The sequence below is a fragment of the Microbacterium sp. CFBP 8794 genome (assembly GCF_014841235.1).
In the GTDB taxonomy this organism is placed as follows: Bacteria; Actinomycetota; Actinomycetes; order Actinomycetales; family Microbacteriaceae; genus Microbacterium.
The window spans coordinates 489,158-504,108 of the sequence record NZ_JACYTT010000004.1 but is presented as its reverse complement, the minus strand read 5'-3'; the positions used below and the strand labels follow the sequence as shown (position 1 = coordinate 504,108).

The following is a 14,951-nucleotide window of genomic DNA, read 5'->3' as shown; positions in this document are numbered from 1 at the left end:
GACGGATCGCGCGGTGCGATCCTCCGCCGGTCCCTGCTCCTCCGCTCGTCACGCCCGACGGCGCGCGGACGTCAGGAGAACAGGCGCTGGAGGCGCTGGACGCCCTCGAGAAGCTGCTCGTCGCCGAGCGCATACGACAGGCGCAGGTAGCCGCTGGGGCCGAAGGCCTCGCCGGGCACCACGGCCACCTCGGCCTGCTCGAGGATGAGGTCGGCGAGCTCGAGCGAGGTGGTCGGAGTGACCCCGCCCCACTCGCGGTTCAGCAGCCCCTGCACGTCGGGGTAGACGTAGAACGCGCCGAGCGGGTTGGGCACCTCGACGCCGTCGATTTTCGACAGCTCCGACACGATCAGCCGACGACGACGGTCGAACGCCGCGCGGAACTGCTCGACCTCGTCCTGCGGACCGTTCAGGGCCGCAGCGGCCGCGCGCTGGGCGACGTTGTTGACGTTGCTCGACAGGTGCGACTGCAGGTTGGCGGCGAGCTTGATGGCATCGGCCGGTCCGACCATCCAGCCCACGCGCCACCCGGTCATGGCGTAGGTCTTGGCGACGCCGTTGAGCAGGATCGTCTGCTCGGCGAGCTCGGGTACGGCCTCGACGATCGAGACGGCGCGGACGCCCTCGTACGTGAGGTTCTGGTAGATCTCGTCGGTGATCACCCAGATGCCGTGCTCGAGAGCCCAGCGGCCGATCTCGGCGGTCTCTTCGGGCGTGTAGACCGAACCGGTCGGGTTCGACGGCGACACGAACACGAGCACCGTGGTCTTGTCGGTGCGGGCGGCCTCGAGCTGGGCGACCGTGACCTTGTAGTCCTGGTCGGCGCCGGCGAAGACCTCGACGGGCGTGCCGTCGGCCAGCGCGATGGCCTCGGGATAGGTGGTCCAGTACGGCGCGGGCAGCAGCACCTCGTCGCCGGGGTTCACCACGGTCTGGAACGCCTGGTACACGGCCTGCTTGCCGCCGTTGGTCACGACGACCTGCGTGGGGGCGACCTGCAGCCCCGAGTCGCGCAGTGTCTTGGCGGCGATGGCCTCGCGCAGCACCGGGAGCCCGGCGGCGGGGGTGTAGCGGTAGTTCGCGGGGTTCTGGAGCGCCTCGGCCGCGGCATCGACGATGAACGAGGGGGTGGCGAAGTCGGGTTCGCCCGCGGCATACGAGATGACCGGTCGGCCGGCGGCCTGGAGGGCCTTGGCCTTCGCGTCGACCTTGAGGGTCGCGGACTCGGCGATGGCGGACAGCTTGCGAGAGAGCGGGGCGCGGGAAGTCACGGTCCGAGCCTACTGTTCGCGCCCGCGCCCGACGAGAGGTGTGACGGCCCGCGAAGGTCGCCTCCGCCGGGACCGGGGCCGCATCGCCGGAGTCCGGATGCCGAACCGCCGACGCCCGCGCACAGGCCGCCCCCGCGCGCGGTCCGGCGCGGGCGCGCGCGTGGGCTAGCGTGGCGGACGTGACAGCAGAACCCCTGGCGCCCCCGCGTGTCCACCGTCGCGCGATCGGGGCCCTGCTGAAGCTGGGCCTGGCGAGCCTCATCGTCGGCGTCGCCACCGGTCTCGCCGTGCTCCTTCTGGTGTGGATCGTGCACACGATCGAGCACCTCGTCTGGGGCCACGAAGAGGGACCGTTCCTCGACGGTCTGGCGATGCCCGCCGTGTGGTGGCTGCCGATCGTCACGGTCGGCGGGGCCGGGGTCGTGGCCGCGCTCGGGTGGTATCTGCTCCGCCGCTTCGGACGCCGGCTCGCCACCGTCGAGCAGGGCGTCGACGGCGCGCATATGCCGTGGTGGGAGACACTCGCCGACACCGTCATCCAGGTGACCTCGGTGGCCCTGGGCGCCTCGATCGGCAAAGAGGTCGCCCCCCGCGAGCTCTCGGCGATGGCGGGCTCGAAGGTGGTCCGCTGGTTCGGTCTCGATGCCCGGTGGGCCCGTATCCTCATCGCCGCCGCCGCCGGTGCGGGCCTTGCCGCCGTCTACAACGTGCCGCTGGCGGGGGCGCTGTTCACGCTCGAGATCCTGCTCGCGCAGTTCAGCGTCGGGGCGGCGGTCGTCGCCCTCTCGGTCAGCGCGATCGCGACCTTCGTGGCTCGTCCGCTCGTGGGCGACGGGTCGCTGTACCACGTGGCATCCGTCGAAGTGAGCCCCTCGCTCGTGGTCGCGGCCCTGCTCATCGGCCCGCTGATGGGGTGGGGGGCGACGAGCTTCGCGACGGTCACGAAGAAGCTCGCGCGCTTCCGTCCCACCGGCTGGAAGCTGCTGGTCGTCCTGCCCCTGACCTTCGCCGCGGTCGGCGCGGTGGGGGCGTTCTTCCCGCTGATCCTCGGCAACGGTCGCGCGCTCGCCACGGCGGGGTTCGACCTGTCGCAGCCCGCGCTGATCCTGCTGCTGCTCGCCCTGCTCAAGTACGTCGCCACGACCGTGTCGCTCGGCTCGGGCGCGATCGGCGGCACCCTTCAGCCCTCCGTGGCGATCGGGGCGGCGCTGGGGGCCGCGGCCGCGGCCGGGTGGGCGTTCGTCTGGCCCGGAGCCGACGGCACGGCGCTGGCGATCGTCGCGGCGGCGGCGTTCCTGGCATCCAACATGCGTGCCCCCTTCACCGCGATCGCTCTGGTGATCGAGTTCACCGACACGGGTTTCACGCTGCTGCTGCCGATCTTCCTCGCGGTCGCGGGGTCGCTCTCCGCGTCGCGCCTGTCGTCGCGGGCGGGGCTGCGTCGCTTCGCGCCGATCGACCCGGCGCGTCCCTGAACCCGCGCGTCGCGCCGCGCCCGTCTCCACCGGTGCACGGCGATGCGCCCCTCCCGCGTGGGCGGAAGGGGCGCATCGACCCGGGCGTCAGTCGAGGTACTTCGCGTACGCGGGCAGGGTGAGGAACGCCGGGAACTCCGCCCGCAGCGCCACCTCGCGGAACACCTCGGCGGCGTCGTCGAAGCGGTCGCCGTCGACGCGGTGCGCGTCGTCGAGCACCTCGGTCACCAGCTGCTCGACGAACGACCGGGTGATCGCCGTGCCGTCGTCGGTCACGCGGTCCTGGTGGATCCACTGCCAGATCTGCGAGCGCGAGATCTCGGCGGTGGCGGCGTCTTCCATGAGGTCGTCGATCGCGACGGCCCCGAGACCCCGCAGCCACGCCTCGATGTAGCGGATGGCCACCGAGACGTTGCCCCGCACCCCCGCCGTGGTGATGGGCAGGCCGATGCGCAGGTCGAGCAGGTCGGCGGGCTCGACCGCCACGTCCTCGCGCAGGCGGTGCAGCTGATTCGATCCGTCGCCGAACGCGGCGTCGAACTCGGCGCGTGCCACCGGGATGAGGTCGGGGTGCGCCACCCAGGTGCCGTCGAAGCCGTCTGCGGCTTCGCGACGCTTGTCGGCGGCGACCTTCTCGAACGCGGCCTCGGTCACCTCGGGGCGACGCCGGTTGGGGATGAACGCGCTCATGCCGCCGATCGCATACGCGCCTCGCTTGTGGCAGGTCTGCACGAGCAGCTCGCTGTAGGCGCGCATGAACGGCACCGTCATGGTCACGTCGCTCCGCCCTGGGAGCATGAAGCGCGCCCCGCGGCCGCGGTAGGTCTTGATGATCGAGAAGATGTAGTCCCATCGCCCGGCGTTCAGGCCCGCGCAGTGGTCGCGGAGCGCGAACAGGATCTCCTCCATCTCGAATGCCGCCGGCAGGGTCTCGATGAGCACCGTGGCGCGGATGGTGCCGTGCGCGAGGCCCAGTCGCTGCTCGGTGAACGTGAACACGTCGTCCCAGAGTCGGGCCTCCTCGGCCGACTCGATCTTCGGCAGGTAGAAGTACGGTCCCCGGCCCGCGGCGATCAGCGCGTGGGCGTTGTGGAACACGTACAGGCCGTAGTCGACGAGAGAACCGGATGCCGGCAGCTCGCGGCCGGAGCGGTCGATGAACGTCACGTGCTTCTCGGGCAGGTGCCACCCGCGCGGGCGCATCACGATCGTCGGCGTGTGTGCGGCGGTGACCTCGTAGCGCTTGCCCTCGACGCTGGTGAACGACAGCTGTCCGCGGATCGCGTCGAACAGCGAGAGCTGCCCGCCGATGACGTTCCGCCAGGTGGGGCTGGTGGCGTCCTCTTGGTCGGCGAGCCAGACGCGGGCGCCGGAGTTCAGCGCGTTGATCGTCATCTTCGGGTCGGTGGGGCCGGTGATCTCGACGCGGCGGTCTTCGAGTCCCGGTCCCGCCCCGGCCACGCGCCACGACGGGTCGTCGCGGATGTGCGCGGTGTCGGCGCGGAAGTGGGGGTCGTCGCCCGTGCCGATCTCGAAGCGGCGACGCAGGCGCGCCGCGAGCCGGTCGTGACGACGGCGCGCGAAGCGGTCGTGCAGCTCGGTCAGGAAGGCGAGGGCGGCGGGGGTGAGGATCTCGCCGTCGCGTCCGTCGAGGGGCCGCTCGAGGCGCAGGTGCGGGGCGGATGCCGGAGGTGCCGGCATCCGGGATCCCTCGGTGTTCGTGGTCGGCGGGGGAGAGGTGAGGAGGGTCATGGTCCTGGCTTTCTGTGCGTTCCCCCGTCGTCCCTCTCCGCTGTCCTTCTCCACCGTCCCTCTCGGGTCGGTGAAGCCGTTGAGTGTCCAGAACACGCCGCAAAGGACGCGGCCGTTACGGCGGGTCTTGGACACTCAACGGGGATGCGGGGACGGGGATGGGGACGGGAGGCGAAGGGGTGGGGGTCAGTGGAACTGGGCGGTCTCGGTGGAGCCCGCGAGGGCGAGGGTGGCGCTGTCGGGGTTGAGCGCGGTGGAGACGACGTCGAAGTAGCCGGTCCCGGCCTCGCGCTGGTGGCGCGTGGCCGTGTACCCGTGGGCTTCGGCGGCGAACTCGGCCTCCTGCAGCTCGACGTACGCGCTCATGGCGCGTTCGGCGTAGCCGCGGGCGAGGTCGAACATCGAGTGGTTCACGGCGTGGAAGCCGGCCAGCGTGATGAACTGGAAGGCGTAGCCGAGAGCGGCCAGGTCGGCCTGGAACGTGGCGATCTGCTCGTCGTCGAGGTGGCGCTTCCAGTTGAAGCTCGGCGAGCAGTTGTAGGCGAGCTTCTTGCCCGGGTAGCGGGCGTGGATCGCCTCGGCGAAGCGACGCGCGAGCTCGATGTCGGGCTCGCCCGTTTCGACCCAGAGCAGGTCGGCGTAGGGCGCGAAGGCGAGGCCGCGCGCGATGACCGACTCGAGCCCCGGTCGCACCTGGTAGAAGCCCTCGCTCGTGCGTTCGCCGGTGAGGAAATCCGCGTCGCGCGGGTCGACGTCGCTGGTGAGCAGGTCGGCGGCCAACGCGTCGGTGCGTGCGATGATCACGGTCGGCACGCCCGCGACGTCGGCGGCGAGACGCGCGGCGTTCAGGGTGCGGATGTGCTGCTGGATCGGCACGAGCACCTTGCCGCCGAGGTGGCCGCACTTCTTCTCGCTGGCGAGCTGGTCCTCCCAGTGGATGCCGGCAGCCCCCGCCTGGATCAGCGACTGCGCGAGCTCGTAGGCGTTCAGCGGGCCGCCGAAGCCGGCCTCGGCGTCGGCGACGATCGGCGCGAGCCAGTCCCGGGTGATCTGCCCCTCGGCGCGCTCGATCTGGTCCTGTCGCAGCAGCGCGTTGTTGATGCGCCGCACGACCGCGGGTACGCTGTTGGCGGGGTAGAGGCTCTGGTCGGGGTAGGTCTGGCCCGCGAGGTTGCCATCGGCGGCGACCTGCCAGCCCGACAGGTAGATGGCCTTGAGGCCGGCGCGCACCTGCTGCACGGCCTGCCCGCCGGTGTAGGCGCCGAGGGCGCGGACGTACTCCTCGGTGTGGATGAGGTTCCAGAGGTTCTCGGCTCCGCGGCGGGCGAGGGTGGACTCCTCACGGACGCTTCCGCGGAGGCGGACGACGTCGTCCGCCGAGAACGTGCGCTCGATGCCGTCCCAGCGGGGGTCGTTCTCCCACGCGGTGCGGATCTCGTCGGCGGTCTCGGTCTGGTCGCCGGGGCGCAGGGGCTGCGGGGCGGGGGTGGCCTGGATCGTCATGAGCGTTCTCCTTCGGATGCCGGGGCTGCGGTGCCCCGTGGAGGCCACTGTCCGCGAAGAACGACCCCACAATCCGAGTTCCTCGTGTGAAGATCGCGCGATCTTCTGTTTTAGTGAGAACATGGCGCATGGACACCGGCGTCTCCGCTTCTTCGGCATCCCTCCCGTTCGACGATGACGAGGTGGACACCCTCACCATCGGCCGGCGCATCCGGCAGCTGCGCACCGCTCGCGGCATGACGCTCGACGACCTGGCCGCCGCGGTCGGTCGCGCGCCGAGCCAGATGTCGATGATCGAGAACGGCCGCCGCGAGGCCAAGCTCACCCTGCTGCAGGCGATCGCCCGGGCGGTGGGATGCACGCTCGACCAGATCCTGGATGCCGAGCCGCTCGACCCGCGCGCGACGCTGGAGCTGTCGGTGGAGCGCGCGATGCGCGGGCCGACCTTCCAGGCGCTGGGCATCGCCCCCTTCCGCGTCGCACGCGCGGTCCCCGACGAGGTGCTCGCGGCGATGCTGACGCTGCAGGGCGAGATCGAACGCCTCCGCGAGGAGCGGTCGGCGACGCCCGAGGAGGCGCGTCGGGCGAACGTCGCTCTTCGTCGTCTCATGCGCACGCAGGACAACCATTTCCCCGAGCTGGAGCGGGTGGCATCCGAGATGCTCGAGGCGATCGAGCACCCCGGCGGTCCCCTCACGCAGCGCGGCGCAAGCGACATCGCCGCGCACCTCGGCTTCTCGCTGCACTACGTGCCCGACCTGCCCTCGTCGACGCGGAGCATCGCGGATGCCAAGAACGGGCGGCTCTACCTCTCGACCACGGTCGCGAAGGGCGACCCGCGCGCGGCGGTGCTGCAGGCTCTGTCGAGCCGCATGCTCGGCCACGGCGAGCCGACGAGCTACGACGAGTTCCTCCGCCAGCGGGTCGAGACGAACTACCTCACCGGGGCGCTGCTCATGCCCGAGGCGCACGTCGTGCCGGCGCTGCGCGAAGCGAAGGAGCGGCGCACGATCAGCATCGAAGACCTGCGCGACGCCTACTCGGTGTCATACGAGACCGCCGCGCATCGCTTCACCAACCTCGCGACGGTGCACCTCGGCATCCGGGTGCACTTCCTCAAGGTGCACGAGTCGGGCACCATCACGAAGGCGTACGAGAACGACGACGTGAACTTCCCCACCGACCGGCTGGGCTCGATCGAGGGGCAGATGTGCTGCCGACGCTGGACGAGCCGCGTGGTTTTCGACGAAGACGACCTCTTCAATCCGTACTACCAGTACACCGACACCGGCAACGGCACGTACTGGTGCACCGCGCGCGTGGAGCAGTCGAGCGAGGGGGCGCACTCGGTCAGCGTGGGCGTGCGCTTCGACGACACGCGCTGGTTCCGGGGCCGCGATACCCCCAACCGCGGGGTCTCGCGGCACGCGGTCGAGACGTGCTGCCGCCGCGCGCCCGCCGATCTCGAGGCTGCGTGGCGCGACAAGGCCTGGCCGAACGTGCGCACCCCGCGGACGCTGCTGGCGACCCTGCCGATCGGAGCGTTCCCCGGCGTCGACACGACGGAGTTGTACGAGTTCCTGGAGGCGCACGCGCCGCGGGGGTGAGGTGGGGTTCGCGGCGCTGGTGCGGTGTGCCCGTGCCGTGTGCCCGTGTGCGCAACGGCGGGGCTTCTCGGCGTCACGCCGGGGTGGGATGCCGGTGGGTCGGCGTGTCGGTTATTGTCCCGCCGTTGTGCTCGGTGCCGTGTGCCGTGTGCCGTGTGCGCAACGGCGGGGCTTCTCGGTGAGACGCCGGGGTGGGATGCCGGTGGGTCGGCGTGTCGGTGATTGTCCCGCCGTTGTGCTCGGGGTCGGGGCGCCGGGGCGCGGACAAGCCCAGTGCCCGGAAGGACCGGGACGTCAGCGGGCCAGGTGGAGGCCGCGTTCCACGTAGGCCATGATCGCCCGTTCCACCGTGGGCCAGTCGTGGACCACGAGGGCGTAGTCGAACCGCAGGGAGACGAAGCCCCACGCGGCCGCATGAGCGTCGCGCCGCAGGTCGCGGTGCCTATTCGCGGCGCCCTCGTGATTGCCCGCTCCGTCGATCTCGATGATCAGGGCGTCGCCGATGAGCAGGTCGACGCGGCCGACCGAGATGATGTGCATCTGAGTGCGCACCGGAAGATTTCTGTGCCGCAGTCGCCACCGGACGATCGACTCGAGGCCGCTGTCGGCGTCGGACCGCGCGAAGTCGAGCGCGTCGCGCGCGACGTCGTTCGTGTGGCTCCGCAGCCACGTCTTCCCCGACGACGTCAGCATGCCGAGGCGGAGGGCGGACTCCACGGAGACGAAGAAGTCCTCGACTCCCCGGCACCGCAGGATCTGGCGCAGGATGCGCGGGACCGACGGCAGAGCGAAAGCGTGTCCGGGGGCGGCATCGTCCCAGTGCAGACGACAGGTGCACTCGTCGTGGGCGTACGCGTGGCCTCCTCCGCGCATCCAGACGTGGATCGGTTGTTCCGCGGCGAGAGTCCACAGCCCGAGGTGCCTCGCCGCGGTGACGCACGCCGCTCGCCCTCCGTGGAGTGCCGCGGTCACGACGGGCGCGCAGGCCCCGCGCTCCGCATAGACCCCGCGGCGCAGATGCCGTAGTTCTCCCGCCTCGACGGCCGAGGTGATGCTTCGGCGTGATCGTCCCCGTGCGCGCAGGCCGGAGAACGTCTCGATTCCCTGACCCGGTGCGCACATCACGACAGGATGCCGCCGGAGTGCACCCGCGCCGGCCCCGAACCCGGAACCTGTGGGCAGTCCTCTCTTGGGGAGGAGCCGCCACCCCGCCGTCACCGGTGCATCGCCCCTCGGCATCCCGTGCACAACGGCGGGGCGCCTCCTCGACGCGCCGTCGACGTATGCCGATGCCCCGGCGTGTCGGAAATTCCCCCGCCGCTGTGCCCCCGCGGCCGTGGGCTCGACTCGGGCGCCGGTGAATCGGCATCTCCGTGCACAACGGCGGATCGTCTCCGCAACCCGTCGTCGACGGATGCCAATGCCCCGGCGTGTCGGAGGTCCCTCCGCCGTTGTGCCCCCACGGCCGTGGGCTCGGTCCGGGCGCCGGTAGGCCGACATCCGGACGGCTGTGCACCGGCATCCCGTGCACAACGGCGGGGCGCCTCCGCGACGCGCCGTCGACGGATGCCGAGTCCCCGGCGTGTCGGAAATCCCCCCGCCGTTGTGTCCGGCCGCGCCCCTCAGGCGGCGTTCCAGCGCAGCCGCGGGGCGCCGAGTCCCGACCGCAGGGCGGCGGGGTCGGCGACGGGGAAAATCGTGACGATGAGACCGTCGACCGCGTAGGCCAGGGCGGCGGCGCCGTCGGGGAGCGGGTCGCCGAGGGCGATGCGGGTCGAGCGGCCCTCGACGGCCTCGTCGATCGCGTCGGCGCGGGAGAGAAGGGATGCCGCGGCGGCGGTGACCCGCGAGAGCAGGGTGCCCGACCCCGTCCAGGGGGAGAACGCCCCGCCCTCGAGGCCGCAGGCGAGAGCCAGGTCGTCGGTGAGCCACCGTTCGCGCTTGAGGCCGTAGGGGGTGGGCGTGGTCGACAGCAGGTAGCCGTAGATGTGCAGCAGGCCGGCGTTACCGACGGGCCACGAGGCCTCGAGCCCTGCCCGCCCGTGCAGCTCGTCGAACAGCGCCCGGGAGAGCACCGCCTCCCCGACGTTCTCGTCGACCACCGTCGAGCGGCCCCACGCGGCGAACCGGCCCGCGGCGGCGTCCTCGGCGAGGGATGCCGCGAGCCACGGCAGAGACGAGATCGCCGACGAGGGGTCGAGGGCACCGAGCGCCGCGGCGGTGTCGAGAGCGGTGGGGGAGGTCACCGCTTCACGCTAAGCCGTGAGCCGGGGCGCACAGGAGCCGTTCATCCAGCGTTTACACGGCGTGGACATAGCGTCCACATTTGAGGTGCACCATGGACGCAACGTCCGCGACAGGAGTTCCCCGTGCCCCGCCCCGTCCTCATCTTCGACTTCGACGGTACCGTCGCCCTCGGCGACGGCCCCCTGTTGGCCTACGCCCGCGCGGTCGCCGTGCACACGGCATCCGCCGCCGACTTCGTCTCCACCGTCTCGGCCCACCTCGCCGTACCCTCGGCCGACGTCATCGACGGGTACGACGCGGTCCGACGCCTCGCACTCGACGCCGGGGTCGACGACGCCGCGCTGGCCTCGGCCTACTCGACGAGCCGCGCGCAGCTGGCGGGCCCCGACGCGCCCGTGTCGACCGCCGCCGATCTGGCCGGGTTCCTCGCCGAGGTGGATGCCGAGCGCCTGCTCGTCACGAACGCCCCGGCGACGCGACTCGACGACGCGCTGGCCGCCATGGGCCTGAACGGCCTGTTCGACCGCATCGTCACGGACGCCGCGAAGCCCGCCGGTCTCGAACTGCTTCTCGATCAGCTCGCCGCCGGCACCCCGGTCCTCGCCATCGGTGACGTCTGGCGCAACGACCTCGCCCCCGCCCACGCCCGCGGTCTCGCCACCGCCCTGGTCGGCGGCTACGCCGATGCGGCCGCGGACCCCACCTTCCGTGCCGACACCCTCGACGAGCTGCTGCCCGCGCTCGCCGAGTGGGTCGGCGCCGCCCACGTCGACGCTCCCCCCGCCGATCACCTCCCCTCCCACGCCTGAACCCCACCCGAATCGCAGAGGAATCATGAACACTCGTCGCACCCGTCTCGCCGCGGCCTTCGCCACCGCCGCTCTCGCCTCGATCGCCCTGGCCGGCTGCTCCGGTACCGCGGGCGCCGCCTCCGAACCCGCCGCCGACCCCAGCTCGTTGGTGCTCGCCCTCGTCCCCTCGCAGGACCAGGCCAACCTCGTCGACACCGCGAAGCCCCTCACCGACATGCTCACCGAGAAGCTCGGCATCCCGGTCAGCGGCGTCGTATCGAAGGACTACCAGGCCGCCGTCGAGGCGATGGGCGCGGGGCAGGCCCAGATCGGCTTCCTGCCCTCGCTGCAGCTGTGGCAGGCGAACGACCGATACGGTGCCTCGGTCGTGCTGCAGACCGAGCGCAACGGCAACATCACCTACCCGGGCCAGTTCATGACGAACGACCCCGACAAGTACTGCGACACCCCCGTGGTCGAGCGCGACGGCATGTCGTTCTGCAACGGCGCCGACGCACTGCAGGGACCCGCCGGTCTCGGCAGCATCACCAAGATCGCGGGAGCCAAGGTCGCCGTCCTCGGCCCGGGCTCGCCCGCCGGCTACATCTACCCGATGCTCGCGCTGAAAGAGGCCGGCGTCGACATCGACAGCGGCTTCCAGCAGGTACCCGTCACGGCCAACGACGCCTCGGTGCTCGCGGTCTACAACGGCGACGCCGAGGTCGGGTTCAGCTTCTGGGACGCCCGCACGCTGGTGAAGAAGGACAAGCCCGACGTGGGCCAGAAGGTCGTCGTCTTCGGCCTCACCGCCGAGATCCCCAACGACGGCGTCGCCGTCTCGAAGGACCTCTCGCCCGAGCTGCAGCAGAAGATCTCGTCGGCGCTCGCCGAGTACTCCACCACCGACGAGGGCTCGGCGGCTCTGAAGGCCGTCTACTCGATCACCAAGCTCGCTCCGGCAGACCCCGCCTCGCTCGACGTCGTCGCCCGCGCCGCTCAGCAGCTCGGACTCCAGTGACGACCGGTTCGCTCACCCCGGGCGTCGAGGCGCAGGCCTCGGCGCCCTGGGGCATCCGTCTCGACGGCGTCTCGGTGCGCTACCCCAACGGCACCATGGGGCTGCGCGACGTGAGCGTCGACATCGCGCCCGGCGAGCTCATCGCCGTCGTGGGTCTCTCGGGCTCGGGCAAGTCCACGCTCATCCGCACGATCAACGGGCTGGTGCCCGCGACCTCCGGCGTCGTCGAGGTCGGCGGTCGCCGCGTCGACGGGGCCTCCGGTCGGCGCCTGCGCGAACTCCGTGGGCACATCGGCATGGTGTTCCAGAGCTTCAACCTCGCCGGGCGCACGAGCGTGCTGAACAACGTGCTGGTCGGTCGCCTCGCGCACACCCCGCTGTGGCGCACGCTCCTCGGCGCGTACCGCGAAGACGACCGACGCCTCGCCTTCGAGGCCCTCGACCGGGTCGGCCTGCTGCCCAAGGTGTGGGACCGCGCCTCGGCGCTGTCGGGCGGCCAGCAGCAGCGCGTCGCGATCGCCCGCGCGCTCACCCAGCAGCCCCGCATCGTGCTCGCCGACGAACCGGTCGCGAGCCTCGACCCGCCCACCGCCCGTGGCGTCATGGACGACCTGCGTCGCATCAACGTCGACCTCGGCATCACGGTGCTGGTCAACCTGCACCTGCTCGACCTCGCCCGCGAGTACGGCACGCGCATGATCGGCATGCGGGCCGGGGAGATCGTCTACGACGGGCCGGCGGCATCCGCCACCGACGCCGATTTCGCCCAGATCTACGGGCGCTCGGTGACCGCCGCCGACAGGCTCGAGCGATGACGGCGTTGAGCGTCCCCACCCGCCCGAAGGGCCGATGGATGCCGTGGACCGCCGCGGGCGTCGTCGTCGCGGTGACCGTCTTCATGTGCCTGCCGGTGGTCGGGGTGGGCCTCGACGTCGGGGTCATCGCCCGCAACTGGCAGCAGGGTGCTCTGCGGGTGGGCGAACTGCTCACGCCCGACTGGTCGTTCTTCCCGCGGACGGTCGGTCCCATCCTCGAGACGCTGCAGATGGCCGTCATCGGCACGGCGGTGGGGGCCGCGGTGTCGCTGCCCCTGAGCTTCTGGGCCGCTCGACCCACCAATCCCACGGGGTGGACGCGGTCGCTGGTGCGCGGCATCCTGAACGTCATCCGCGCCGTGCCGGAGCTCGTGTACGCCGCCGTGCTCGTCGCGATGGTCGGGGTCGGGGCTCTTCCCGGCATCCTGGCGCTGGTGCTGTTCAACGTCGGCATCATCGTCAAGCTCGTGTCGGAGTCGATCGACGCGAGCGACATCGGCCCGCTCGAGGCGGGACGGGCCGCGGGGGCGACGCAGACGCAGATCAACCGCGCGATCGCCCTGGCCGACACCTGGCCCGCGTTCGTGTCGCAGACGCTCTACGTGTTCGAGCTCAACGTCCGCGCCTCCACCGTGCTGGGCCTGGTCGGCGCGGGCGGCATCGGCCTGCTCATCGACGCCGTGCGCACCTTCTACCGCTACGACCAGCTGTCACTCGTCATCGTCGAGATCCTCGTGATCGTCGTCGTGCTCGACGCCGTCAGTGACGCGATCCGCCGGAGACTCGTATGACCGCCCTCGCCCCCGCCCGCCCCGCGGCCCTCGACCTGCCGCCCCGCCGTCGACGGCCCCTGCGCACCCTGTCGTGGCTGGTGGTCGGCGTCATCGTCGTCGCCGCGTTCTGGTCCGCCGACATCACGTGGTCGCGGCTCGGTGAACTGCCCGCCGAGATCGCGCGCTACCTCGGCCTCATGTTCGTCTCGCCGAACTGGGCCAAGCTCCCCGAGGCCCTCTGGCAGACCTGGCGCAGCGTCGAGATGGCGTGGATCGGCACCGTTCTCGGCATCCTGATCGCGACGCCGCTGTCGTTGATCTCGGCGCGCGGTTTCGGTCCGGCGCCGGTGCGTGCCGTGCTGCGCTTCGTCTTCTCGCTCGTGCGGGCCGTCCCCGAGCTCGTCTTCGCGATCATCATCCTCTCGGTGACGGGTCTCACCCCTCTCACCGGCGCTCTCGCCCTCGCGATCGGCGGGATCGGAACCCTGGGCAAGTGGGGCTACGAAGCCGTCGAGAACGTCGCCCCGGGGCCGATCGAGGCCGCCCGCGCGGCGGGGGGATCCACCGCGCAGGTGCTGCGGTGGGGTGTGTGGCCCCAGGCTGCTCCCACCTTCCTGTCCTTCTGGCTCTACCGCTTCGAGATCAACGTGCGCGCCTCGGCCGTGCTCGGGCTCATCGGCGTGGGCGGCATCGGCGACATGCTCACCTCGTACACCCAGTACCGTGAGTGGTCGACGGTCGGCATGCTCCTGATCGTCGTGGTCATCGTCACCGTCGCGATCGACGCGGTCTCGGCCCGCATCCGCCGCCGCATCATGGAGGGTCCTCGTGTCCGCAGCTGAGGTGCCCACGACCGCGCGGATCGCCGCGGTGCGCAACTCCCTGCAGCCCAGCGAACGCCGCGTCGCCGACCTGATCGTCGACGACCCGGATGCCGTGATCGAACTGACCGCGCAGCAGCTCGCCGACCGCGTGGGGGTGGGACGGTCCACGGTCGTGCGCGCCTGCCAGACCTTCGGGTACCGCGGATATCCGCAGCTGCGCGTGGCCCTGGCCGCCGAGCGCGGGCGTCGACCGGCGCCGACGACCGACGCGGGCGACGGCGCACTGGGCGGCATCCGCTCGGCCATCGATCGCATCGCCGACGACCTTCGCGCGGCCACGAGCCTGCTGGATGCCGACGGGGTCGACGCCGCCGTCGAGGCGGTCGTGGGTGCGCGACGGCTGCTGGTGGTGGCGAGCGGCCTGTCGGCTCCGGTCGCGACCGATCTCGCGATGCGCCTGACCGCGGTGGGTCGCCCCGCCGAGACCCTCGGTGACCCGATCGGTCAGCAGATCGCCGCGCGGCACCTCTCGGCCGACGACGTGTGCGTCGTGATCAGCGGGTCGGGGGCAAACGAGGCGAGCCTCCGCGCGGCTCAGGCGGCGCGCGCCGCGGGCGCTCGAGTGATCGCGGTGACCTCGTTCATGGCGTCGCCCCTCACGGAGCGCGCCGATCTCTCGCTGGTGCTCGCCTCGGGCGGAACCTTCCGCGACGAGCTCGAACACACCTCGCGCATCGCGCACGCGGTCTTCGCCGAGGCCTTCGTCGACGCCGTGGCGCGCGCGCGGGCGGGGGAGGCCGATCTCTCGCGCGAGCGTGTGCTCGAGATCCTCTCCGACAATCTCGGCGACGCCGGCTGACCGCCGGTGCGGGGCA

Annotated in this window: 13 protein-coding genes; 8 read left to right on the top strand and 5 right to left on the bottom strand. The window is 71.6% G+C overall.

Translation table 11 applies throughout. The features are described from left to right. Positions 1–71: 71 nt before the first annotated feature. A complete protein-coding gene (locus tag IFU19_RS13275) occupies positions 72–1,271 on the bottom strand; it encodes a pyridoxal phosphate-dependent aminotransferase (RefSeq protein ID WP_055838909.1) in 1,200 nt (399 codons plus the stop codon). Between the two features lie 179 nt (positions 1,272–1,450). Here IFU19_RS13275 and IFU19_RS13270 point away from each other — a divergent pair, with 179 nt between their 5' ends. Further along, complete coding sequence (locus tag IFU19_RS13270) at positions 1,451–2,746, top strand: chloride channel protein (protein WP_342343422.1); 1,296 nt, start codon at positions 1,451–1,453, stop codon at positions 2,744–2,746. Positions 2,747–2,833: 87 nt separating this feature from the next. On the opposite strand, the gene aceB is transcribed toward IFU19_RS13270, so the two are convergent. After that, positions 2,834–4,498: a malate synthase A gene (aceB, locus tag IFU19_RS13265; protein WP_192014335.1), complete on the bottom strand. Its 1,665-nt coding sequence runs from the start codon at positions 4,496–4,498 to the stop codon at positions 2,834–2,836. A gap of 186 nt (positions 4,499–4,684) precedes the next feature. Next, positions 4,685–6,001: an isocitrate lyase gene (gene aceA / locus IFU19_RS13260; RefSeq protein WP_055838899.1), complete on the bottom strand. Its 1,317-nt coding sequence runs from the start codon at positions 5,999–6,001 to the stop codon at positions 4,685–4,687. A gap of 128 nt (positions 6,002–6,129) precedes the next feature. Here aceA and IFU19_RS13255 point away from each other — a divergent pair, with 128 nt between their 5' ends. Beyond that, positions 6,130–7,608: a helix-turn-helix transcriptional regulator gene (locus tag IFU19_RS13255; protein WP_199858754.1), complete on the top strand. Its 1,479-nt coding sequence runs from the start codon at positions 6,130–6,132 to the stop codon at positions 7,606–7,608. A gap of 294 nt (positions 7,609–7,902) precedes the next feature. Here IFU19_RS13255 and IFU19_RS13250 read toward each other — a convergent pair whose 3' ends face one another. Then, positions 7,903–8,481, bottom strand: coding sequence for an endonuclease domain-containing protein (locus IFU19_RS13250; RefSeq protein WP_249405453.1), 579 nt, complete (start codon positions 8,479–8,481; stop codon positions 7,903–7,905). Between the two features lie 749 nt (positions 8,482–9,230). Continuing rightward, positions 9,231–9,854: an amino acid deaminase gene (locus IFU19_RS13245; protein WP_192014331.1), complete on the bottom strand. Its 624-nt coding sequence runs from the start codon at positions 9,852–9,854 to the stop codon at positions 9,231–9,233. Positions 9,855–9,977: 123 nt separating this feature from the next. Here IFU19_RS13245 and IFU19_RS13240 point away from each other — a divergent pair, with 123 nt between their 5' ends. From IFU19_RS13240 to IFU19_RS13215, 6 genes are read left to right on the top strand one after another with little or no spacing between them, the layout of a single operon-like run. Continuing rightward, the gene (locus tag IFU19_RS13240) at positions 9,978–10,664 is read left to right on the top strand and encodes an HAD family hydrolase (protein ID WP_192014329.1); all 687 of its coding nucleotides are present in this window, start codon (positions 9,978–9,980) and stop codon (positions 10,662–10,664) included. Between the two features lie 25 nt (positions 10,665–10,689). Further along, on the top strand, positions 10,690–11,664 hold the full coding sequence (gene phnD / locus IFU19_RS13235; protein ID WP_192014327.1) for a phosphate/phosphite/phosphonate ABC transporter substrate-binding protein: 975 nt from the start codon (positions 10,690–10,692) through the stop codon (positions 11,662–11,664). Further along, complete coding sequence (phnC, locus tag IFU19_RS13230) at positions 11,661–12,479, top strand: phosphonate ABC transporter ATP-binding protein (protein WP_055838883.1); 819 nt, start codon at positions 11,661–11,663, stop codon at positions 12,477–12,479. Before phnD ends, phnC begins: the two co-directional genes overlap by 4 nt. Further along, positions 12,476–13,270, top strand: a complete 795-nt coding sequence (gene phnE, locus IFU19_RS13225; protein ID WP_192014324.1) for a phosphonate ABC transporter, permease protein PhnE — start codon at positions 12,476–12,478, stop codon at positions 13,268–13,270. Before phnC ends, phnE (IFU19_RS13225) begins: the two co-directional genes overlap by 4 nt. Beyond that, positions 13,267–14,094 (top strand): phosphonate ABC transporter, permease protein PhnE, encoded by an 828-nt coding sequence (phnE, locus tag IFU19_RS13220; RefSeq protein ID WP_192014322.1) that lies wholly within the window; start codon positions 13,267–13,269, stop codon positions 14,092–14,094. The genes phnE (IFU19_RS13225) and phnE (IFU19_RS13220) overlap by 4 nt, the downstream gene beginning before the upstream one ends. Beyond that, on the top strand, positions 14,081–14,935 hold the full coding sequence (locus IFU19_RS13215) for a MurR/RpiR family transcriptional regulator (RefSeq protein WP_070409405.1): 855 nt from the start codon (positions 14,081–14,083) through the stop codon (positions 14,933–14,935). The genes phnE (IFU19_RS13220) and IFU19_RS13215 overlap by 14 nt, the downstream gene beginning before the upstream one ends. Positions 14,936–14,951 lie beyond the last annotated feature (16 nt).